General features: G+C 40.4%; 21 protein-coding genes. 9 read left to right on the forward strand and 12 right to left on the reverse strand.

The features are described 5' to 3' along the window. Both ccoO and ccoN read right to left on the reverse strand, forming a co-directional pair. Positions 1-606: a cytochrome-c oxidase, cbb3-type subunit II gene (ccoO, locus tag QR722_RS09520; RefSeq protein ID WP_286282584.1), complete on the reverse strand. Its 606-nt coding sequence runs from the start codon at positions 604-606 to the stop codon at positions 1-3. A 10-nt stretch (positions 607-616) separates the two neighbouring features. After that, positions 617-2,050 carry a cytochrome-c oxidase, cbb3-type subunit I gene (ccoN, locus tag QR722_RS09525; protein WP_286282585.1) on the reverse strand — a complete coding sequence of 478 codons (1,434 nt, stop codon included), beginning with the start codon at positions 2,048-2,050 and terminating at the stop codon, positions 617-619. Between the two features lie 401 nt (positions 2,051-2,451). Between ccoN and QR722_RS09530 the strand changes: the two genes are divergently transcribed. Next, a complete protein-coding gene (locus QR722_RS09530) occupies positions 2,452-2,799 on the forward strand; it encodes a hypothetical protein (RefSeq protein WP_286282586.1) in 348 nt (115 codons plus the stop codon). On the opposite strand, the gene bfr (QR722_RS09535) is transcribed toward QR722_RS09530, so the two are convergent. The 3 genes from bfr (QR722_RS09535) to QR722_RS09545 all read right to left on the reverse strand — a co-directional run bounded on the left by bfr (QR722_RS09535) (position 2,790) and on the right by QR722_RS09545 (position 5,447). Continuing rightward, positions 2,790-3,257 carry a bacterioferritin gene (gene bfr / locus QR722_RS09535; protein WP_286282587.1) on the reverse strand — a complete coding sequence of 156 codons (468 nt, stop codon included), beginning with the start codon at positions 3,255-3,257 and terminating at the stop codon, positions 2,790-2,792. The two genes, QR722_RS09530 and bfr (QR722_RS09535), sit on opposite strands and share 10 nt — an antisense overlap. 2 nt (positions 3,258-3,259) lie before the next feature. Continuing rightward, on the reverse strand, positions 3,260-3,736 hold the full coding sequence (gene bfr, locus QR722_RS09540) for a bacterioferritin (RefSeq protein ID WP_286282588.1): 477 nt from the start codon (positions 3,734-3,736) through the stop codon (positions 3,260-3,262). A gap of 136 nt (positions 3,737-3,872) precedes the next feature. Next, positions 3,873-5,447: a cation:proton antiporter domain-containing protein gene (locus QR722_RS09545; protein ID WP_286282589.1), complete on the reverse strand. Its 1,575-nt coding sequence runs from the start codon at positions 5,445-5,447 to the stop codon at positions 3,873-3,875. Positions 5,448-5,947: 500 nt separating this feature from the next. Between QR722_RS09545 and QR722_RS09550 the strand changes: the two genes are divergently transcribed. From QR722_RS09550 to QR722_RS09575, 6 genes are all read left to right on the forward strand, one after another. Continuing rightward, positions 5,948-7,552 carry an ABC-F family ATPase gene (locus tag QR722_RS09550; protein WP_286282590.1) on the forward strand — a complete coding sequence of 535 codons (1,605 nt, stop codon included), beginning with the start codon at positions 5,948-5,950 and terminating at the stop codon, positions 7,550-7,552. 320 nt (positions 7,553-7,872) lie between these two features. Then, a complete protein-coding gene (locus QR722_RS09555; RefSeq protein WP_286282591.1) occupies positions 7,873-8,565 on the forward strand; it encodes a lysoplasmalogenase in 693 nt (230 codons plus the stop codon). Then, positions 8,562-9,389, forward strand: coding sequence for a universal stress protein (locus QR722_RS09560; RefSeq protein WP_286282592.1), 828 nt, complete (start codon positions 8,562-8,564; stop codon positions 9,387-9,389). Before QR722_RS09555 ends, QR722_RS09560 begins: the two co-directional genes overlap by 4 nt. A gap of 157 nt (positions 9,390-9,546) precedes the next feature. Beyond that, positions 9,547-10,053, forward strand: coding sequence for a phosphate-starvation-inducible PsiE family protein (locus QR722_RS09565; protein WP_286282593.1), 507 nt, complete (start codon positions 9,547-9,549; stop codon positions 10,051-10,053). After that, the gene (locus QR722_RS09570; protein WP_286282594.1) at positions 10,053-11,429 is read left to right on the forward strand and encodes a dicarboxylate/amino acid:cation symporter; all 1,377 of its coding nucleotides are present in this window, start codon (positions 10,053-10,055) and stop codon (positions 11,427-11,429) included. Before QR722_RS09565 ends, QR722_RS09570 begins: the two co-directional genes overlap by 1 nt. Positions 11,430-11,587: 158 nt before the next feature. Next, on the forward strand, positions 11,588-12,571 hold the full coding sequence (locus QR722_RS09575; protein ID WP_286282596.1) for a universal stress protein: 984 nt from the start codon (positions 11,588-11,590) through the stop codon (positions 12,569-12,571). Between the two features lie 91 nt (positions 12,572-12,662). Here QR722_RS09575 and QR722_RS09580 read toward each other — a convergent pair whose 3' ends face one another. The 3 genes from QR722_RS09580 to QR722_RS09590 all read right to left on the reverse strand — a co-directional run bounded on the left by QR722_RS09580 (position 12,663) and on the right by QR722_RS09590 (position 15,902). Continuing rightward, positions 12,663-13,409 carry a transporter substrate-binding domain-containing protein gene (locus QR722_RS09580; protein ID WP_286282598.1) on the reverse strand — a complete coding sequence of 249 codons (747 nt, stop codon included), beginning with the start codon at positions 13,407-13,409 and terminating at the stop codon, positions 12,663-12,665. 174 nt (positions 13,410-13,583) lie between these two features. Then, positions 13,584-15,278, reverse strand: a complete 1,695-nt coding sequence (locus QR722_RS09585; RefSeq protein ID WP_286282599.1) for a hypothetical protein — start codon at positions 15,276-15,278, stop codon at positions 13,584-13,586. Between the two features lie 63 nt (positions 15,279-15,341). Continuing rightward, complete coding sequence (locus tag QR722_RS09590; RefSeq protein WP_286282600.1) at positions 15,342-15,902, reverse strand: hypothetical protein; 561 nt, start codon at positions 15,900-15,902, stop codon at positions 15,342-15,344. Positions 15,903-16,532: 630 nt separating this feature from the next. On the opposite strand from QR722_RS09590, the gene QR722_RS09595 reads away from it, so the two are divergent. Beyond that, a complete protein-coding gene (locus QR722_RS09595) occupies positions 16,533-17,933 on the forward strand; it encodes a hypothetical protein (protein WP_286282601.1) in 1,401 nt (466 codons plus the stop codon). Positions 17,934-18,095: 162 nt separating this feature from the next. Here the strand turns inward: QR722_RS09595 and QR722_RS09600 are convergent, their stop codons facing one another. Then, positions 18,096-18,983, reverse strand: coding sequence for an HNH endonuclease (locus QR722_RS09600; RefSeq protein WP_286282602.1), 888 nt, complete (start codon positions 18,981-18,983; stop codon positions 18,096-18,098). Positions 18,984-19,116: 133 nt separating this feature from the next. Then, entirely contained in the window at positions 19,117-20,148 is a 1,032-nt protein-coding gene (locus tag QR722_RS09605; protein ID WP_286282603.1) for a lipase family protein, read from the reverse strand. Between the two features lie 675 nt (positions 20,149-20,823). Between QR722_RS09605 and QR722_RS09610 the strand changes: the two genes are divergently transcribed. Then, positions 20,824-21,417, forward strand: a complete 594-nt coding sequence (locus QR722_RS09610; RefSeq protein WP_286282604.1) for a hypothetical protein — start codon at positions 20,824-20,826, stop codon at positions 21,415-21,417. On the opposite strand, the gene QR722_RS09615 is transcribed toward QR722_RS09610, so the two are convergent. Together QR722_RS09615 and QR722_RS09620 are read right to left on the reverse strand one after the other, a co-directional pair. Beyond that, on the reverse strand, positions 21,414-21,629 hold the full coding sequence (locus QR722_RS09615) for a hypothetical protein (RefSeq protein WP_286282605.1): 216 nt from the start codon (positions 21,627-21,629) through the stop codon (positions 21,414-21,416). The two genes, QR722_RS09610 and QR722_RS09615, sit on opposite strands and share 4 nt — an antisense overlap. A gap of 373 nt (positions 21,630-22,002) precedes the next feature. Continuing rightward, positions 22,003-22,557 (reverse strand): tyrosine-type recombinase/integrase, encoded by a 555-nt coding sequence (locus QR722_RS09620; protein ID WP_286282606.1) that lies wholly within the window; start codon positions 22,555-22,557, stop codon positions 22,003-22,005. Between the last annotated feature and the right edge of the window lie 53 nt (positions 22,558-22,610).

Genomic DNA, 22,610 nt, shown 5'->3' on the forward strand with positions numbered 1-22,610 from the left:
CTATTTCAACGCCGTACCGAGAACTTGGAGGTAAGCGATCAAAGCTTCCATTTCAGTTTTACCCTGAACAGCTGCTTTGCCACCTGCAATTTCTTCTTCGGTATAGGGCACGCCGAAGTCTTTAAATACACGCATTTTTCGTTCTGTAAGTGCACCGTCTAGGGTGTTTTCAGCTAACCAAGGAAAACCCGGCATATTAGACTCAGGCACTACATTTCGAGGGTTCATTAGGTGAACTCGATGCCACTCATCGCTGTATCTGCCCCCAACCCTGGCCAAATCTGGCCCAGTGCGTTTAGAGCCCCATAAAAACGGATGCTCCCAAACTGATTCTCCGGCTACGGAATAGTGACCATAGCGCTCAGTCTCGGCTCTAAAAGGGCGGATCATTTGGCTATGACAACCTACGCAACCTTCTCGCATGTATATGTCACGTCCTTCTAACTGCAATGCAGTGTAAGGCTTCAGGCCTTCAACTGGTTCCATTGTTTGTTGCTGATACATAAGAGGTGTGATCTCAACCATGGCACCAAAACTTATCGCAATCAAAACAAAGATGGCTAATAAACCAACGTTCTTTTCTACAATTTCATGAACATTTTTCATCTTTATTCTCCTACGCTGCTTGCGCTTGCGGTTCGACCGCAAACTCTTCATTTGGCGTACGTAGAGTACGATAAACGTTGTATGCCATTATCAACATACCCGCAACCACAAATACACCACCAATGAAACGCACAAAATAGAAAGGTTTAGACGCTTCAAGCGACTCCACAAAACTGTACGTAAGAGTGCCATCGGAGTTAACCGCACGCCACATTAGTCCCTGCAGAACACCTGACATCCACATGGCTACGATATAAAGCACGACACCGATAGTCGCTAACCAGAAATGGATATTTATCAGACGAATGCTATACATGGCTGGTTTGTTAAATAGCACCGGAATAAGGTGATAGATAGACCCAATTGAAACCATGGCTACCCAACCTAGCGCACCAGAGTGTACATGGCCGATTGTCCAATCAGTGTAATGAGATAAAGCATTAACAGTTTTAATTGCCATCATCGGTCCTTCAAATGTCGACATACCGTAGAATGACAATGACACGATTAGGAAACGTAGAATAGGATCAGTGCGCAATTTATGCCAAGCACCGGATAGGGTCATGATACCGTTGATCATGCCGCCCCAAGAAGGTACAAACAAGATGACTGACATTACCATGCCTAGTGATTGGGTCCAGTCGGGCAAAGCCGTATAGTGAAGGTGATGAGGACCGGCCCAAATATACAAAGATACCAATGCCCAAAAGTGAACAACTGATAAACGATAGGAATAAACCGGACGTCCAGCTTGCTTAGGAACGAAATAATACATCATACCTAGGAAACCCGCGGTCAAGAAGAAACCAACGGCGTTGTGTCCGTACCACCATTGCATCATGGCATCAACGGCACCTGCATAAATCGAATATGATTTAAATAACGAGACTGGAATTGCCATACTGTTACCAATATGTAAAACCGCAACCGTCAGCATGAAGCCACCAAAGAACCAGTTCGCTACGTAAATATGCGAAACTCGCCTGATCACTATGGTACCGAAAAAGTTGATAATATAAGCAACCCAAACCAACGTAATAAGAATATCAATAGGCCATTCTAGCTCTGCATATTCTTTTGTACTGGTTAAACCCATTGGCAAGGTGATTGCTGCCAAAACGATAACCAGTTGCCATCCCCAGAACACAAATGAGGCTAGTTTGTCACTGAACAATCTAACTTGAGAGGTTCGTTGTACGACATAAAACGACGTAGCGAATAGGGCACATCCGCCAAATGCAAAAATAACAGCATTTGTATGTAACGGACGTAATCTTGAAAATGTGAGGTAGGGGATATCGAAATTTAATGCAGGCCAATATAACTGTGCTGCAATAAACACACCTACAGTCATGCCTACAATGCCCCAAACTATGGTCATGATGGCAAACTGCCGTATGACTTTATAGTTGTATTCCGGATGTTCTTGGCTGGTTACGCTCATATTAATGGATCTTCCACTTCATTATTATTAACAAGGCAAAAAATTTAACCTCGTTGAGTGTAAAATGACTAAAAAGTCATCATTAACAATTTATTAACCTAAGTTACTGAAAAAAGTAACTAAACTAGGGTTTTACGACGCAGATCATAAAGTTTTTGCTCGTAAAAAGATACTCTAATCATAGTAGCCTTGATCTCAATCAATAGATTTTTTGCGATTTCTTGTGTTTATCAAAATGTTAGGTCAAACTTTGGCAAAAATATGCTCATATTTAATACTAAACACGGTGCAACACTCTGATTAAACAAATCTTCCCTATTATAGTTGTGATTTTGATTCTTTCCGTTGTTTATTCACTTAATCAACCGAAAAATCAAATTTTAACCGACAGACAGTGCTATTTGACCCAAAAACAATGTGACATATTGGTTGATGGCAGTGTAGTGACAGTCGTTTTTGCTGATTTCCCCATCGAAATCGAAGAATCTCTTGCTCTAACTATTTCACATGATCGCAAATATGCATTTGAAAAAGCATGGTTAGAGGGGACGAATATGTTTATGGGCAGAACGCCACTATTTGTTTCAAACAGTCAGCAACAAGTAAAAGACGTTACCCATCAAGCTGAATTGTTTATCGGTGCTTGTAGTGAACCTAGAATGCGTTGGAAGTTAGTGATCGAGCTGTATGACGTGCAAACCGCTCAATCACATACATTATCGGTATTTTTTCAAACAGATTATAGTTGAGCCTGCAAATAATTTGCTAGGCCTAAACGTTTAATCAAACCCAATTGTTGCTCTAACCAATAAGCATGATCCATCTCAGTATCTTCGAGTAATACCATTAGCATATCGCGGGTCACATAGTCTTTTTCTGTTTCGCACAGGGCAATAGCCTGTTTAAGTTTATCGGTTACAGTGTATTCAACCCGCAAGTCACTCTCAAGCATGGAGGGAACATCTGAACCCACTTTAAAACCCTCGCGGGTGATCATATCCGGTGTGCCGTCTAGAAATAACATACGCTCTATTAATTTTGTTGCATGGCCTTTTTCATCTTCAAATTCATGGGCAATGCGCTCATGTAATTTATTCAATCCCCAGTCTAGGTACATTTGGGAGTGAATGAAGTATTGATCCATTGCAGCCAATTCATAAGCAAGTAGGCCGTTTAACGCACTGATAATGGTTTGGTTGCCTTTCATAATTATTCTCCTGTCGCTACTTGGGTTTGTAGATAGTTTTCCAAACCCAGCGCACCTATTTGATATTCTTGGGTTTCAAGCCAATCAAGATGTTCTTCTTCGTATTCAAGCAATTCTTCTAATACATCTCTAGAAACGTAGTCTTGCTCAGATTCGCACAACGCAATGGCATTTCTTAGCTTGGGTATCTGTTCTAACTGAAATTTCTTGTCACACAGGATCATCTCTTGGGTGTCTTCACCAATATACAACTTTCCTAACATTTGTAGATTAGGCAGCCCTTCAAGAAAGAGAATGCGTTCGATTAGCTCATCAGCCTGCTTCATGTCCTTTATGGATTTTTTGTAGCACACCTTATCGAGACGGTTCAATCCCCAGTTTTTATACATCCGAGCGTGTAAAAAATATTGATTGATAGAGGTCAGTTCAACGGTGAGAATTTCATTCAATACTGAAATTATATTGGGTTTACCTTTCATAGATAAATATTCCTGTTTAAGCATTTCGAACATTATAGCCCAAGATTTAACAAAAATACATAAATCCTTTATAAAACAAAAGGATAGTCAATGCAAATGATTATCATTGGTGACTCTATTATCTTGTACTTGCGAACTATTTCTGGGACATAGCCAACATTTGCAAGCTCTCTTCAGCAAAACCTGTCCCGGCTTCAGTAAAGAAGTTAAACACTTTGTCAGCACCCGCTTTTTGTAGCAGTTCGATTTCATCTTCGTAGCGGGCAATAGATGCTACCGTACCTGAATAATTAGCACTTCTAAGCTGTTGGGTTATATTACTAATATCTTCTACTGAGGGAACCGCAAGCATGACAATTTCAGTATGACTTAAATCAAAATTTTCCCAGAAGTCAGCATCCTCGCCATCACCTACCATAACTTGCATTCCGCTTTTCCGTAGTTTAGCAATTCGTATTGGATCGGCATCCATTCCCCATACTTCATTATATAAGACATTATTTAAAGCGCCATAAGCGCCTTTGCCGACACGTCCCATTCCAATGATCAACACTCTTGCATTGAGAGGGTGAGAATAAACATCTTCTTTTAAACGATTAGGATGTTCAAAACGTTTTAATCCCGATTTTACTTTGGTGTATTGATTATGAGAATTTTTATACATCAAACTTGTAAATAGAAATGATATAGAGACGGCGATGGCTAAAATAACCAACCAGTTTTTATCCAACAAATTCATGTTGACCAAGAGCGCCACTACTATTAAGCCAAATTCACTATAGTTACCTAACACTAAACTGGATAAATATGAGGTGCGGGCTCGTAACCGCAAACGGGTGAAAATACTGAAGAACAGGCCAAATTTAATCGGTAATAAAAAGCATAAGGCTAGCGCTGTTAACATAATATTCAGATCGGGCAGGGCGGTGAAGCCAATCGATAGGAAAAAGCCGATCAAAAACAGGTCTTTAAAACTCATTAGTGCTTTTGATAATTCCGAAGATTTGCTGTGGCCAGCTATCAGCATACCTATTATCAAAGCGCCTAGATCGCCCTTAATTCCCACTAATTCAAATAATTGATAGCCGCCAATCGCGATAAAAAAACCAGTGAGAGGTAATAACTCGCCGTGTCCGGCTTTTTCTAACACAATTGACCAGATGGGCTTGGCAAAGAACAGTAATAATAAAGCCAATGACCAAACAGATGGGACTTTACCCATAGCGACTACCAAAAATAGCACAGCAAAGATATCTTGCATAACCAAGATACCGATAGTTACTTTGCCGTGTCGGGTCTTCACTTCTCCGCTTTCATCTAAAATTTTGACAATACAAACAGTGCTGCTAAAACTTAGCGCAAAAGCAATAATGGCACATGTTTGCAGTGTCATACTGGCAAAATAGCCGACACCTAAAATCATCAAAAAATAGAAGCAGCAAGTTATCAATACTACCCAAATGGCAAGATGCAGCGAACTGCCTAGTAACACTTCACGTTTAAGCAGGTCCCTAATATTAAGTTTCAAGCCTATGGTAAACAGCATTAAGGTAATGCCTAAGCTGGCAAGTGTGTCTAAGGTACTATTAGATTCATAGCCTAAGTAATTCAACACAAAGCCTGCTAGCAGAAATCCAATAAGAGGTGGTAATCCGGTTAACTTAATCGAAAGGCCACACACAAAAGCAATGAGAATAAATATAAAGTCCATCGGGTTCCAGATTGTCAAAAACTAAAGGATTAAATTTCAGCATATACTTTGCTGACAGCGTGTTTCAATTACATTTACACATTTAGACTTACATTTTCCTATAGTTGCGGCCATTCGAATACTTGTAAAAAGTTTTTGCTGTTGATATAGCGCCGATTAATTAACTATTTTCGGCTTATCAGCTCTATATATACTGTGACTATATTACATCAATGATGCAAGCCGTTGTCAGTAAAAGCCATTTGTATCGTGATAGCACCATCAAGCCCACAGGTATTGAACTACAAATTTAGCGCTGCGACGCACGAACTAATGGCTTATATTGCTTAATTATGGTTACGCATAACCAATTTGTGCATTTAATAGCCAAGCCCACTCGACTTTAGGCCCATGTTTATATATAGTGCGCGCCGTTTCAAACTAAGTAGTATTGCACGGTAGCCTTTAGCTTTTATTGTGGATCTTGCTTTATTTTATATTTAACTTTCTAGGATCACATTTTGATATCTACAGCTAACATCACCATGCAGTTTGGCGCTGAGCCATTATTTGAAAATATTTCGGCTAAATTTGGCAACGGCAACCGTTATGGTTTAATCGGCGCCAATGGTTGTGGCAAATCCACATTAATGAAAATATTAAGTGGAGACCTAGTGCCCACCTCTGGAAATGTGTCCATTACCCCAGGTCAGAAATTGGGTAAGTTGAGCCAGGACCAATTTGCTTTTGAGAAATACTCAGTTGTAGACACCGTCATCATGGGAGACATGGAACTTTGGAAGGTTAAGCAAGAACGTGATGAGATTTACGCTAAACCAGATATGAGTGAAGCTGACGGCATGCATGTAGCCGAGTTGGAAACGATATATGCAGAGATGGACGGTTACACAGCCGAAGCTCGTGCAGGTGAAATTCTGTTGGAAGCCGGTATTAGCGAACACTACCATTATGGTTTGATGTCGCAAGTGTCACCGGGTTGGAAAGTGCGGGTCTTGTTAGCCCAAGCGTTGTTTGCTAATCCTGATATTCTACTATTAGATGAACCGACCAACAACTTGGATATTTACACTATCAACTGGTTAGCTGAAGTTTTAAATCAACGTAAAGCGACCATGATAATTATTTCCCATGATCGACACTTCTTAAACTCAGTATGTACTCATATGGCCGATATCGATTATGGCGAATTACGCATTTATCCTGGTAATTATGAAGCGTACCAAGCTGCATCTTCATTAATTCAAGAGCAGTTACTGACTGAAAATGCGAAGAAAAGTGCCGAAATAGAAGAGTTACAGGCTTTTGTGGCGCGATTTTCGGCCAATGCTTCGAAAGCAAAATTAGCCACCTCCAGGGCTAAGAAAATGGATAAAATAAAATTAGATGAGGTGAAATCCTCGAGTCGTCGTACCCCGAGGATATCTCTTAAGCAACATCAGAAACTACACCGCCAAGCTTTAATTTTGGAAGACGTTGGTTTCGGTTTCGACAATACGCCCTTGTTTGAAAACGGCAATATGATTTTAGAAGCGGGTGCTAAATTGGCCATTATTGGCGAAAATGGGGTGGGTAAAACTAGCTTCCTACGTTGTTTGATGAAACAGTTGCAAGTTACTAGCGGAATGATCAAATGGTCTGAAAATGCTGCTTTGGGATATTGCCCGCAGGACAGTACCGATGATTTTGCCGGTGATCTAACATTGTTTGATTGGATGTCACAATGGCGCACGCCCAAACATAATGATTTGATGGTGCGTGGATTGTTAGGCAGTCTGTTATTTAGTGCCGATGACTTTAATAAGAAAGCCAATGTATGTTCAGGTGGTGAAAAAAACCGTCTGTTATTTGGTAAGTTGATGATGGCTGATCTCAATGTGCTAATTATGGATGAACCTACCAACCATATGGATATGGAAGCTATAGAAGCACTGAATGATGCCTTAGAGGCATTTGACGGTACTTTGATATTCGTTAGCCATGACCGTGAATTTGTATCTTCTTTGGCAACCAGAGTGATAGAAATCAAAGATCAGAAGATCATTGATTTCCAAGGTACCTATGAAGAGTATTTGTCCCACCAAGGTCTCCAACAAGCTGTTGCTTAACAAGCATTAAGTCGTGAGATACATACAAAAGCCGTCTATTTAGACGGCTTTTTGCGTTATTTAAGCGATATTCCAAACTTTTTCTTACTAAGCTGTTATCTGCATTTATCACCTTACATGCCAGCAAAGCTGGACAGGGCTTAACATCAATTTCACTATACTATTCATCTAATTTGTTGATATGGTAATCCTTAAACAATAAGCATAAACCTGTGTTCACCTTTCTATACCCAGCTAATTTCTTTTGAGTGTCAGCTATATAGCGATTAAGTGCTGATTAGCGTATAGACTGAATGAGCAACAAAGTAAGAAGACCAATAATGATAATAACAAGAATAAGTTTTCCATTTACGATTTTAGCGCTGACATACATCGCCACCCTAAGTTTTTCCCCTTATGATTACCAGCCTATGGTTAAAATTCTGCCTATACTGGTGTTGTTATTGACATGCTTAACTATTTTAAAGGGGCGCTTACGAGTACTAATGGCAATTGCGATTACCGCTTCTGGAGTCGGTGATGTGCTGCTTTCTTTGTCTTTTACTAACAGTTTTGTATATGGGCTCGGTGCTTTTCTTAGTGCTCACCTAGTGTATACAACGACTTTTTTTTTATATCGAAATAAGCAAATGAAAATTAGTGCCTGGCGAAAACTCAGTGCGGTTATGTTGATCTCATTTGGTTTGCTAATGGGGGCTTACATATTACCTGATGCCGGCGATTTATTGGTCCCCGTTAGTTTTTATCTTTGCGTCATTGCCTCTATGGCTGTAACTGCTCTTCTTAGTCAGTTACCAATTTCAGTCAGCATAGGGGCAGCGGTTTTTATGCTTTCAGATACCTTTATAGCCATCAATATGTTTAAACAGCCGCTGCTTGCATCTGGATATATCGTTATGATTACCTATTATTTAGCCCAGTACTTAATTGTGATGGGGATTGTTACTTTTGCAAATACACCACAGATTAAACGGGATTTAGCTCAACAAGATTTAAATGAGGTGATTTTATGAAGCGTATATTAATCGTTATAGAAAATGAAATAAGCGCTAAGTATATGCTGGAAAAAGCGATTAAGTTTTCACCTGAAAAAATTGAATTACTGTGCTTTGATTATCCAAATGATGAAGGTGAGAATGATGGTTTACAAAACGTATTAGAAAGCATCGTAAAGCCGCAGTGTGAAACTCATGTAACCTTTGAGACGGGAGAAAGTGTTGGTGTACGAATTACTAAACTGGAAAACACATTAGATGACGATGGGTTTGATATGGTTATGTTACATCGCCCGATACTAGGGGAGGAAGTTCCTGACTATTCACTGATAAAGGCAATATTAAAGACATCCACAAAAGCCACTGTCTTTTTGTGTGGTGATAATAGATGGAAGCAAACATTTAAAGTGCTTGCGACGGTCGACTTATCACAAGACGATGACATTCAATCGGCATTAAATAAAAGAGTAGTTGGGGTAGCTGATAATGTATGCAACCAACTTACAACTGAACTAGCGATCCTGAGTGTCATACCTATTTCTCGTGTGAGTGATGAATTAGATCTTGTCGACCCATGGGAAGTATTTCAAGAGCATGGTCAATGGACCAAAAATAAAATGGCCGAATTTGTTAAGGACAATGGACTCGAAAATGACACATCAGTCCATGTAGTGGCTGGTCTTCCTCAGAACGAAATTACATCTATTGCAAAGAAACTAAAAACAAACTTAGTGGTTATCGGTAATGTCGGTAGGACAGGGATCAAGGGCTTTATTGTTGGTAATACTGCAGAAAAAATATTGAATAGGCTTAGCGTAGATGCATTGATTGTTCGTCAATAGCTTGGCTTTCTCTTTAAAAGTAATGAATTCCTGTGACTAGGCAAAATGTCTTGCTTGAAGTAACTAATTTAAAGCGCAGAAATTTATATGTTTGATTAGCTCTTATGTGCACAATGGAGTGTAAAGCGGTAATGTTTAAATTGGATATACATAAAACGTGTTAGTAAACAAAGATCATAAAGATAGTTCAGTAGTAGATGAGCCACTGATTCAGAAATTGCGTTTAGTGATTCGTTGGTCAGTGCGTGTGTTAGCTGTATTAATGGTATTCGTCATTATTATGGGAGTCGTGGATGTTGGCTGGTTTATCTATCAAAAATTAGCAACCCCACCATATTTCGTCTTAACCTTGAAAGACATTTTAGCGACCTTCGGCGCTTTTATGGCGGTGCTAATAGCGATAGAAATCTTTGTTAATATTACCATCTATCTTCGTGAAGATATTATTCATGTCAAAATTGTACTTGCGACTGCGCTAATGGCAATTTCACGTAAAGTGATCATTCTGGATTTAGAAAAAATCAGCGCGCCCTATTTATGGGGTATTGCGTCAATCATATTTGCACTTTCTATCGCATATTGGTTAGCCATCCAATTGCCTAGGTTTAGTTTAAACAGTAGAAGTAGCGATACCACAAAGAAAACTAATACAGAAGCGCACTAATGAATTATAGATTTGCCAGTCCCCTTAAGAATCTAGCTGATCAATTTGAAAAATTAATCAGCGGCAGGCTGTGGCTCAAGGTAATGATAGCGCTGTTATTAGGCGTCATTCTGGGTATTATTTTAGGACCGGATATAGGACTTTTTTCAGCAGATAATGTGAAAACTATTACCGCTTGGCTGGCGTTACCCGGGCAAGTGTTTCTAGCAATAATTCAAATGATAGTGGTGCCACTGGTAGTCGCATCAATTGTCCGTGGCTTAACGGCCAATGATAATTTAGCGTCTATAAAGAAAAACGGTTTAATAGCGCTAATTTTTATCGTTATCTCGACCGCCGTTGCTGCCGCTGTCGGAATTATTTTGGCGCTGAACATTCAACCCGGGCAGTTTGTTGATGCCACGTCTTTAGTGGACTCCAGCTCAGCTCAATTAAGTGGTACTGTTGCTCAAGGTTTCCCAGCTATCTCTGAGTTTCCGAACAAAGTCTCCGCACTGATCCCGAAAAATCCACTTGCCTCAATGGCCTCTGGTGAAATGCTGCAGGTCATTTTATTTGCTGCGGTATTAGGTGCCGCCATGCTTTCTATACCCGCGAAGCAATCAAAGCCATTATTTGATTTGTTTGGCGCACTACAAGATGTGAGTTTGCGTATTGTATCTTGGGCCATGCTACTTGCGCCACTAGCGGTGTTTGGTCTCATTACTCGACTTGTTGCTAGTTTAGGTATCGATGTACTGGCCGGCATGGCGGTCTATGTGATGACAGTCCTTTTAGGGCTGCTTACTATTGCAGTGCTGTACTTTATCGTTGCGAAGATTACCCTAACTCAATCATTTCTTGTTTTTTTCGGCAATATAAGAGAGCTACTGCTTTTAGCTTTCTCAACAAGCAGCTCGGCGGCTGTCATGCCTATTACCTTGCAGGTAGTGGAGGATAAGCTGCATATTAAGCCCGAGATTTCCCGACTGTTAGTGCCACTTGGCGCCACTATTAATATGACGGGCACTGCAATGTATCAAGGTGTTGCCACGGTATTTTTGGCTCAAGTGTTCAGCGTTGACTTAAGTTTATCCAGTTATATCTTCGTGGTAACTATGGCCGTTGCCGCCTCAATTGGTTCACCTGCTACTCCTGGGGCAGGTATTATTATATTGAGTATGGTGCTTGAGGGAGTCGGGATCCCGGCGGCAGGTATAGCATTGATCCTAGGAGTAGATCGTATTTTGGATATGTGCCGGACATCTGTAAATGTGCTCGGCGATGTTGTTGCGTGCACCACTGTTCAATACTTTACCCGAAATAGTCAAGAAACGCCCAGTGAAAATACCTCTCCACTAGTAAAGGTTGATTCTTCAGAACCTGAGGGAAGTTAATTGACTCTATTGGTTTACTTCACGTTGCATCCTATACCATGGAGTAGGGCAATATATAGTTCGCTGAATGAGTTAACCAATGCATTAGATGTTGGCGCAAAATCGCTAATAATAGTGAGTGAAAACGGCAATTTAACAATATTCGGAGTCGCTTAAAGATGATAAACATAAACAAAATACTATGTATGATTGAAGCTGATAACCACAGTATAGCGGCATTGCAACAAAGTAAAAAAATAGCCAGCGCTCATCAAGCAGATATCACCTTTGCATCAGTTTTAAAATTTAGTGGTTCGCAAAAAACTTTTTTTCAAAATCAACAAGAATTCAATCTTAAACTTAAACAAGTTACTGATAATAAGCGCATTGAAATACAAAAATGGCTTAGCGAAAATGACTGTAAGGAAAATAATCCTATTGAAATACATAGCGGGATAGGCTTTGTTGAAACAGTTCGCAGCGTCATAAAAAATCAATACGATTTAGTGATTAAGTGCGCAGATGATGTGGATTGGTTAGAACAATTATTTGGTAGTGATGACATGCATTTACTGCGCAAGTGTCCTTGCCCAGTATTAATGTTAAAGCCCAGTCAAAAAGAAACTTTCAAAAATATTTTAGCCACAGTTGATATTAATGATGAATTTGATGACCTTGATGAGTATCGAGTACAAGATAATTTAAATAAGAAAGTATTGGATTACAGCGCGATATTTGCTGCTTCAGAATTAAGTGAATTACATATTGGTGGGGCTTGGGAGGCGTATGGAGAGGACTTTTTACGGCATGGCGCTTTTTCACATTTATCTGACGATAAAGTCGACTTCTATACAGAACAAACTCGTCGGGAATGCACTGAAAATATGGACTTACTCATAGCGAATATGAAAAGTACATTAGGCGATGATAGCGTCAAATATTTGCAACCTAAGGTACATTTAGTAAAAGGTAAACCCGCGAAAGAAATCCCACAAATGGCTAAAAAATACGCTATAGATTTGGTTATTATGGGTACTGTCGCTAGAACGGGAATACCAGGCTTTGTCATAGGAAATACTGCTGAATCAATCTTGCAGCAAGTTAAGTGTTCAATATTGGCGATTAAACCAGATGGTTTTATATCTCCTGTAGAGATGAACTGACAGCTAAAGCCCTTATGATGAGCACTAAATTTTAAGGCTAGATTAATAGCTCAAAATTTTATGAGTCATCTTAGTTGAATAAATTCAAGTCCTAATGAGCCGACGACAGCATTTCATCAACTATGTAGTAATCTCTTTCTAATTCGGCACTGATCAGGTCGACTAAATCAGCATGTTTCTTATGCAGATACAGATAATATTTTACTTTGCTTAATGGCTTGGAACTTACTTCAAACAAAGAGTCACCAAACCTGCTGCCCATGGCAGCTAAGGCAGTAGGGCGATCTAAAACCACGAAGTCAATTCGCTTTTTCTCTAGTAATGAGAAAATATGCTCGATATCATTAACAAACATACTATTTCGAATGGAACTCAAATTTTTTTCAATAAATTTACGGCCAATCTGAGTTGCCACAATACCTTCATTCATTTTGTTAAAATCCGAAAATGAATGAATTATATTATCTGGGTCCCAACTAAAAACACTGATTTCTATTTCAATCACGGCTTGTGGTACGCGTATCAAATCCGGATAGTGCTCACCAATCTCATAGCGACGTATCACATCACCATCTATCTGGGCTGAATTAGCCAACACCAGGCTACGTGCAGCAGGTACGTCAACAAATTTAAATTGAATATCTAGCCCATTTTCAATATTTTTAAGTCTCGACCAGACAAGCCCATCATAGGGAGGTTCTATATAAGGGGCACGAAAAGCGGAGCTAATATAAAGAGTTCGATCTGCTGCAAAAACATCCACACTTATACACACAGCAATGATTGCGCTAATAGTAAAGACGTGTATTTTGATGGTTTTTGCAATGATTGAAAGCATCCGTTTTCAAATATTTTATAAGTTTTAGATTTAAGTATGGCTCAAGTTCACCATTCCTGACCTTATACTTTAGGCTAATAGTGAATCTGCAAAACAGGATTTATGCGGTGTTGCTTTAGTTCAGCCTTCACGTTTGAATGAACTAAAGCCTTCGGTTAAATGCAGACTCTATGCTTAACCTTTTGAACTCTTAAATAATGACGGTTCCTCTACCAGTCCAATATAGAAAGGCTCAAGTTTTTGCAAACTTAGTAGAGGTTCATCTGGGTCGCGTTCGGCCCAGTATTCATTACCAAAGCTCCACCGCTTTAATCCTGCCAAACGGTAGCGCATCGCTTGGATATTCGCCTTCATGTCGGATATTCCAACGGAACTTCCAGCGCCCAGCCACTCAACATTTCGTGCAGCTGAAAAGGGGATAGGATGCAGGACAAACAGTGCTTTACTGGTGTTGCCAGTTAACACAATGCCGTTTGGTTTGAAGGTCATAGCATGACCTCTTTGGGTCGCACCTGAATTGTCCTTTTGGGTCCCTGCTACATACTTGTTCGAAACATAGCAGCCTACATTGGATTTTTGAAGTGAAGTGTCTGCACATAGTATTCCCGCCGCCGGTATACTTGTGTCACTCTGCCAAGCCACAAACATAACGATTTGACCGCTTGGTATAATCACAGGCGTTGCCTTGATACTGGACGCAAATGCCTCGTAGTTCAGAACCATGGGGTCAAAGCTACTGTCATCAGCATTTACATACCAGTTATTAAGATCCCCACTATCTAATGTTGATGGTAAAAGGTCTATACCCTTGTGTGTAATCGTCACCCCAGCTCCGAGCTCGCATTTTCGTAGATGCGGAGTATTAGCCCAGGTAGAGTATATTTTGCGATATTTAGTAGCCAGTTTACCAATAATGTCTTTCATTAGTGTTTTGAGCGTATCAGGAGAGTATTTTCCGCCAGGCTCGCTAAGTTGTTCGTTCAATAACGCTTGAGCACGGGCATGAAGACTCTGGAAAGCATTCGCAATGGGTCCTGGATCAAGATCGAGCGCTTTAATCTTGACACCCTTTACTTCGAGGTGTCTATAGGTGTCTGCAAGCGTCGCTATATCGCTTGCCAGCATACGAAGGGTATAAAGACTAGACGAAAATTCCCCCTTAGGAATAGTGTTAATTTGAATGTCGGCAAGCCACGGGAATATTTGCCCCCAAGGGACAAGCCACGCCCCAACGGCAACGAAATCAGCACTGCTTTGATTCAACTCTTTTGCCTGCGCAACTTCCTCAGCCCTAGCAGTCAATCCTGTTACATTGGTTTGATTTACTACGGTGTCGTAATCTAGCGGATCTACTTCTTGATCTAGTCCAGTTAAATCGTTAGGTTGACTAGCTTCTTCTAGGAATTGGTCTAAAGAGGAAGGCGTTGCGCCATTTTGCTTACATGATTTAACGTACGCATCGTAGGCCTGGGCTTTTGCGAATGCTTTGAGACCTTCCATATCCTTTACTGCATCAATCTTGTCTACGACACCTTTTTGGGCTTTAGGTTTGATTCTCTCAGGTGCGTCTGGCAAAGACGGGATAGGTGCGCTACCAAGATCGCCCACACTAGTTTTACCGATAGTATCGACTTTATTCGTTAAAATGTCGGTTAACTTTGCTTCCCACTTATCGACAAGTTGTTCAACGCATTTACCGTTGCTTATTCGATCGACACGGCCACTATGAATCTGCTCTTCACTTAGTTCGGTGTGACCGTAGCTGCCAGAAACGCCTACAGAGGCACCCACTCCTGCATAGCTAAATTTTCCAGTAGCGCCTGCCTTCCACAAGGATTCAGTTGTGACAGCTTCAAAAGTAAGTTGCACACCACCCCAGCCCCCCCAAACGACACCGGCAACCAGTAATTGCCCCTCAGATTGGAAAAACGATTATTTAGCTTTAAGCCATTCTGCCAACTGTGACGTACCGAGCAAGGCGGCCGGATCATCAGCATTGGAATGGAAAAGTAGTTCATTATAAGCAATCACGACTCGCATCATACGGGCATAGGTCCCTGACCCCGAATCGTCTTCACTAGCGCTCGCATTGGGATCTGGTGCACCTTTTAGTGCTGCGATGAATTCCTCGGGCTTGAGGCTATCAAAGTCAATATACTCTATCCCTGACGTTACAAAGCGTTGCATTTCTATTGACAGTGCATTTGAAGCATCGGAAGCCTCCCTTGATGCAGTGGCAGATAATCCTGCTTCAACCTGTGACACAGCACTGACACCATAACTACCACTAATAGACAGATTTGCCTCGTTCAAATTAGCGTTATGCACGTAGTGGGAATTGCTAGTCACTACATCTTTAGTCTTTTGGATCTTGTTGTTTATGGCAGTAATGCCAGGGTGAATGACCGTTGCGCCTATTTTTCTACTCTGGCCAAAAACAATCGAGCCTATCTCAAGCCCCTCTAAAATATTTGGTTTTTTGGTACCACTCATATTCTTGTTCCTTGTGAAGTTACGTGAGTAGAGGTTAGATTACCTCACTCAAATTTTTGTTCTACTAAGTGACAAACTACGAGCAGACTCCCATAAAATTAAACCCGAACTACTTAGGTGATTAATATTTGAGCACTTTATTGGGGTATTTTTCTATTCTTTTTTTCCTTATTTTAGACGACAGCGGAATGTATTGGCTTATTCGTTTAATAAAGGAGGCGATAACATCAGACAAAATAACTTTTTAGTTGCTTGTAAGTGATAATAGATTTCTTAATCTTCAATCCACCCTCCTTTATAACCAATTAAGTAGAATGAATAATAGTCATGCTTATTTTTGCATAAAAAGATGTGTAAAGCAGAATAGGGCACTTAGACTAATTAAAACTATACAGTCCATTCTTATTCCAAATGTGACAAGCAGTTTTTGCAATTACCTCTTAAAATCAAATAGATAAAAAGCTATATTTGTCCTTACATGGTATTTGACCTGAGAGCTCTTAATCTCCTCTTATTCAATGGGGCGGTAAACGGGTAAAATTTATATTCTCAGCTAAAATTCAGCCTGCAGTATATTTTCAATTTAGTGAAGAATGATCTTCCCTCTACTTATACTCAAAGGACAATGAAATGCCTATTCATGGAAAACAAATACCGATAGACCTCACCGCAACTACCCCTACTGCGCTTACTCCTGAAACACTCAAGGATCAATTAGCTTTGATAGGTCTTACCTGTGCAGAAGCTGAAATTGTGTTATTAACTGGCTATATAAAAGATGTCAAAAAGCAAATACCCAATCCTAAAAATGGATCAGAAGCTTGGGGGATAATGATGCCCGCCAACTCCAAAAATCCCGCTGCCGATGATACCGCTTCGCTAGCTAAATTCGACAGCGTTACAGGCTTGGTGCATTCGAGCACAGGTAATTGGATGCCGGGGCCAACAGCCCTAGGCTATGCGACATACTTGGAGTACTTACAAGTGCTACCTCATTTCGAATGGTTGGCATCTCATCGACCTGCTTGGCAGGGTAAAGGACCGACAACAACCAAGTATAAAGGGACTAACCTTACGCTAGATAGTATAAAGCAGCAGTTCGCTGATGTAGGTTCGGCAGCCTCGGCGACCCTAGCTAATGGTTTGGACCAAAGCGCGACTGAGTCGGCACTAAGTAACGCGATTGCGCCGTATTTGAAAAAAGGTAGTGCTGATTATAACTCTAACAGCAGTAAAACGCTCTTCCTAGTAGATAACTATGACCCGAACACTGGTAATGCAGATGGTATAGGCGTGCTAACCATAGCTTGGAAGATGTTCATCGAAGATTACAAAAATAAGAAGGGGCCTGTTCCTCTAAAACATAATTTCAACTTAGAGATCACCGTGTGGGCAATCGAGTATGATGACATAGCGCCCATGATGGCAGATTGGCAAGCAGCACAGTCTCAGTTTGGGTTGCAGGCAATAGCGTTCACCAGAAATGATGCCCTTGCGGTCATTCCTCCGTTACAAACGTCGGTCAAGATATTTGAGAATCGCCCACCAAATAATATGGAGACATTTAGAAATAGTGTACCGGTTGGAGCGGATACCAATAAGGCTACAGTATTGGTGTTATATGCACCAAATCTACAGAATATTGGTAGCATCGACAATACAACGTCGGCGGCATCGGCGAGTTATTCGAAATCTGTGGCTACCGGGTTCACATTCTCTACAACTCAGAGCTTGAGTGTGACGGCCTCCATTGAAGTCTCGGTCGAGATTGTTAAGGCAAGTGTTTCGGTAGGCTTTAGCTTGTCATTTACTGAGCAGTGGTCAAAGCTCACCACTGAAACCATTGCCGTTAATGCACCAGCAGGCAAAAAAGTATTTATTTACCAAGGTGTAATTCTTGCTTCGGTATTAACCTACGATCCTACTATAGGCAAAGGCACCTTTACCTATAGTCAAGCAGCGAGGGCGTTGTCACCTGTACTTGTCACTAGTGAAAAACCTATCGTTGGCGCAGTCACAATACAGGGTTGAACTCAATTGTAATGTGAACAGAACATTGACGACGTAGGACGAGCCACTAGGGTAATGTTTTGTCAATTTATATATTCTAACATCGCAACAGGTTGTATCTAAGTCAATCAATTACAACTTGTTGCAGCTCGCTCAAAGCTATAACCTAGCAATCTCGTCGGTTTATAACTTTTGCTCGAATATTTTATTATGATGGCTCAAATAATCATCAAATCTATTTTGGAATTTCGGTTCCATTTTGTCGAGACACAACTCAACTCCTGTTTCAATAGCCAGTCCTTTGAGAATAGCTTGATTAAGAGTAGGGGAAAGTTTGGTTAGGTATCGGTGCCCATGTTTTACAAAAGTTAACTTATAACTGTCGAATAGCCTATCTATATGAGCACATAATAATATGCCGTTTGCGCCGTCTAAACGCTGTTCATTAGAGTCGCAAACAGACCAGGGTACGATATGCGAAGCAATGAGTATCTCGCGAACGTCAACCAATGTAAGTGCACAACATTCTCCATTACCCCAAACATCAATTACATTCTTACGAAAACGACCTTGCCCTATACGGGACATGATCAAGCTTTGTTGTTCGGTTTTATCCACTGTCGAAATAAAGATATCGATTATGTCATTTGTTACACTAGACGCCGGTTTGGTGGAATATTGAGGATTGTGTTCGCCTACTGCATAGTAATTTTCACCGTCTTTTTCCAACACCATATTAGACAACTCTTCTACAAAGCTTTTCATTTTTGAGCGTCCGGTTCCCGAGCCTTGATCGAATTGAGTGTCTAAAATAATAGGGAAGGTTTTTAGTGAATACCCTTCATTTTCGACTAGTTGTATGTAATCTAAATTCTCGGTAAACGCATTTTGCTTTCGACCTTTTTCATTTTTTTCCCAAGCCATGGAGAATATTAGCGAGCGGTCTGGTTGGGTGTAGACATCCCAAGCTCCAAAGATAACCACTTTATCTTGATGATTTACAAAGCCCCAACCATATCTATCATTTTTACTAGTCGCCCCTTGTGATTCCATGAATGACTTTCTAGACATATTTACCCTTAAATTAACCTCGCTAGAAGAAAATATAGATTAGCACTTATTCATGCAAATACGTGTAAGTGTAAGCTCTAAACTTTGTGGAAGGCAAAGCACTGACCAGAATGGATCCGCATCGAACGGACCCTTAGGAAAAACCTTGTGCCAGATTTTTTAGATAGGCGAGATAATTAGTTGTACAGGCATGATTTCCGCCTATTGAACCGGTTTGATCGCAGTAGGTTAAGGTGTTGTCCGTGACATGAGCAAAGTTTAGCGAAAGCTCAGCATTGCCTACAGACGTGGGCGGTGAGATGGGAACTATATCAGCGGCATTTACAATTCTGAAACTACTATCAACGTAGTTTGCATATTGATTAACAAAAACATCGGGGGAGAACGAGTGCGATTCAAGCTCTATACCTGCGGCAACTAGTGGACCGGCTAAGTTCCACATATTTAACTGTCCTGAGGCATAGCACGAAGGATAGTTCACCCCAACATCCATCGCACAAATGACGGCCAGCCCAGCGCCTAAACTATGTCCGGTTATATAAAGGGGTAAGTTACTATCAAATGCAGCACAAACTTGTTGGATGGCTTGAGCGATTGCCCCCTCAGGTCGACTATATTCATATTTAAACCACAGATCATGCTTCGTTTTCACAGGTATTTGGCCATTGCTGCCGGCATTGTACAAATGATAAAAACCGCCATGAACCATGCCAAATCCTTTTAATGTTGCTTCATCATAATAATCGCCATTGTTATTGCCCACATGCCAAAATGCTGGAATTGCCTCGGCGTCATTGATCCACTCTTGATAGGTTCGAGTGCCACGTAATGCAATGATATTAAAACCCCCGTTTCCATCTAAAGAGGTGTAATTCATCGCAAAACCAATAGGTACAGTACGGTAATCACCTGCCATATTCGCAGTAGTCCCAGTCCCTATACTTTCAGACGTTGTGAAACCCTTACCTATTTGTGTAAAGGTGCCATCAATCCCCATGGTTTGGCTAATTAGTGATTCAGATAAGGCGGCATCGCCATGTGCATATTGAAGGTACGTAAGATTACATGCATTACCCAATATAAGGCCTGTTGCCGGCTCGAAACCATATGGGGCTGAAGATGAAACGGTATTACAAGGTTGAGTCAATTTATTGAAGCTGTTCATGACAAAGGAGCCTTTTTGTAATTAAATGATCCTGATTAGCACTTAGTTAACTACATTTGATTCAAGGGCTACTTCTCAATTAAGACGAAAATTCTTTGCTGAAAGATATCAGGATAGAGTTAAACCAAGTGCAAAAAAGTACCCAATCAGCTATGAAGTAAAGTACAAATTCAGCTAAATACAATCTAAATTTACTTGTCCTAACCTAATGACAGCCTATTAACAGAGCAAATCAATTTTTAAGCCCTTGAGTTAATTGGGGTAGGGGAGCGACATCATACCCTCATACTTTTGTTATTTTTGAATGATAAACAAATAACAAAAAAAGACTCAACCTACCTATATTTGGCTAGCTGACTTCACTGCGCCTAGGGTTCAGGCAGGACTTTTAAAGCTATCTTGACGGAAAATATGAGTGCAATAGTAAAAAAGGTAATTTGAGTAAAGCCGCCAAATTTAACCTATGAAGGTTTTACCCAACGGCCCCTATAACCCGCAATCCAAGTCATTATTGTGGATTTTATAGATGCCATAAAAATGACTTTATTTATTGGGTTCATAAAAAACATCACTATCCGGTTGATTTACATAAACAAAATCACTTATGGCATAAAGTCTGCTTATACATAAAGCATGTTTCATCAAAGAATTATTTATGTATAAACGGACTACCCATTGATTAATAACAACCAATTTTCACAATTTATATTGCTAACCGAATCATATACTCCGTCTCAGTCCAATGTTGCAACCATGGGGAATGCTGATGTGTTGGAGCTCCTCATTCCACAACTACTAAATACCAACCAATTTAAAAACAAGGCAATAACAGCTCTGCATCAGGTTGATCATTATATGTTGCAGGAAACTGAAGAAGTGTGCAGCCGCTTAACGCTGTTTTGCCAACAAGTGAATGCCGATGAAGGATGCGAGGTTAGGTTTAATCAATTTAATAGTGATCCGACGCTAAACAGCAATACATTAAAAGATCAGAAATTATTGCACCTTATTAGAGCTGATAAATGGTTGAAGGGCGCCTTTACATGGTTGCAGCCCAATTATATTGCCCTTGCACACTCTCTAGAGCTTCAAGCATTTTCTAAAACTTACCAACAATGTATTGAACAAGCTTTGGATACTTACCGTCACTTTGAACAACGTAATCAAGGTATTGACTTAACGTTTGTGTACAAAGATAACAAGATGAGCCTACTACTTGAATCGCCGGTAAGTAAGTACACTTTACTCTGCGTTGACAGCCATTCTTAAATGTCGAAAGGGGAAAACTGCACCCAGGCATCTATGCCAAATCTATAAAGTAATTGCAATGCTGAATGACATACCTGTGCAGGTTGATTAGCTGATTTATAAGTGTTTATCCAGCTTTGGGTAGAATCTGAATCAGTAGAAATAACTGCGAGTATGGGACTACCATGAATTACTTTCTTTCTATTGAAAGCACCATCAATTTTAACTAACACTGGAGATTCTCACGAGAACTCAGAATGTCGACACTGAAATATAAGGTTTTTTTTTTGCATCTCAGAATAGACATTAGGGAAAGCTCAAGAACAACTCAGAATGCAAGTAAATTGAGGTTAGACGGACATATAAGCGGAGATCTAAAAGGTATTGCACAAACAGTGTAGTGAGTACAATAAAGAATTATTACTGTCGTCTTAATGACTTCCGTCGTTGCTTATCATTTCGATGAACGATACCAATTAGCAGAAAGCGGATCTTCAGGGGGTGCTTCATCAGCGGCAAGTTTGAGCGATTAGGTGTCGTTAAATTTATTTTTTTAGTACCTTTAGTTCTATTTAAAACCGGACCTTGAGTCCGGTTGTTTTTACTTCAATACATTCTGTCTATCGGACTTGTCGTTCCAGATGAATGTTGTCCAATTACATGCGTATAAATTTGCGTTGTTTTTAAATCCGTATGCCCCAGTAATTCTTGAACCGTACGGATATCTGTTCCACTTTTTAGCAGTTGAGTCGCAAATGAATGTCGGAATGTGTGAGCGGTGACGTGCTTGCAAATTCCTGATTGCTTTACCGCTTTTCTCAACGTTTTTGTAAGCGATGTCCAGTGCATGTGATGCCGGCAATAGTACCCATCTACAGGGTGTTTGCATCTTACTGTCGACGGGAAAAGATACTGCCATTTAAAATCTGTTATGGCATACGGGTATTTTCGGGCAAGGCCAGAAGGAAGACTGGATTTTCCTTCACCTTCTGCAATATCTTTATCATGGGTAGCGCGAACCTTATCAATTTGAGATTTTAGTGGCGCGACTAGACCATCGGGCAAGATTGTTACGCGGTCTTTGGCACCCTTACCACGAAATATAAAAATGTTTTTGGAGCCAAAATCGATATTGTTAATTTGCATCCAAAACTGATCCACTTTACCCCCTAATTTGCATCTAAAACTGATCCACATATTTAATACCTCCTGCC

The sequence above is a fragment of the Aliiglaciecola sp. LCG003 genome, from assembly GCF_030316135.1.
Lineage (GTDB): Bacteria > Pseudomonadota > Gammaproteobacteria > Enterobacterales > Alteromonadaceae > Aliiglaciecola.

Bases quoted from the DNA above. Each gene is read 5' to 3' on its own strand.
- ccoO (WP_286282584.1), bottom strand. From the start codon at position 606: ATGAAAAATGTTCATGAAATTGTAGAAAAGAACGTTGGTTTATTAGCC.
- ccoN (WP_286282585.1), bottom strand. From the start codon at position 2,050: ATGAGCGTAACCAGCCAAGAACATCCGGAATACAACTATAAAGTCATA.
- bfr (WP_286282587.1), bottom strand. From the start codon at position 3,257: ATGAAAGGCAACCAAACCATTATCAGTGCGTTAAACGGCCTACTTGCT.
- bfr (WP_286282588.1), bottom strand. From the start codon at position 3,736: ATGAAAGGTAAACCCAATATAATTTCAGTATTGAATGAAATTCTCACC.
- QR722_RS09545 (WP_286282589.1), bottom strand. From the start codon at position 5,447: ATGGACTTTATATTTATTCTCATTGCTTTTGTGTGTGGCCTTTCGATT.
- QR722_RS09555 (WP_286282591.1), top strand. From the start codon at position 7,873: ATGATAATAACAAGAATAAGTTTTCCATTTACGATTTTAGCGCTGACA.
- QR722_RS09560 (WP_286282592.1), top strand. From the start codon at position 8,562: ATGAAGCGTATATTAATCGTTATAGAAAATGAAATAAGCGCTAAGTAT.
- QR722_RS09570 (WP_286282594.1), top strand. From the start codon at position 10,053: ATGAATTATAGATTTGCCAGTCCCCTTAAGAATCTAGCTGATCAATTT.
- QR722_RS09575 (WP_286282596.1), top strand. From the start codon at position 11,588: ATGATAAACATAAACAAAATACTATGTATGATTGAAGCTGATAACCAC.
- QR722_RS09580 (WP_286282598.1), bottom strand. From the start codon at position 13,409: ATGCTTTCAATCATTGCAAAAACCATCAAAATACACGTCTTTACTATT.
- QR722_RS09590 (WP_286282600.1), bottom strand. From the start codon at position 15,902: ATGAGTGGTACCAAAAAACCAAATATTTTAGAGGGGCTTGAGATAGGC.
- QR722_RS09595 (WP_286282601.1), top strand. From the start codon at position 16,533: ATGCCTATTCATGGAAAACAAATACCGATAGACCTCACCGCAACTACC.
- QR722_RS09600 (WP_286282602.1), bottom strand. From the start codon at position 18,983: ATGTCTAGAAAGTCATTCATGGAATCACAAGGGGCGACTAGTAAAAAT.
- QR722_RS09605 (WP_286282603.1), bottom strand. From the start codon at position 20,148: ATGAACAGCTTCAATAAATTGACTCAACCTTGTAATACCGTTTCATCT.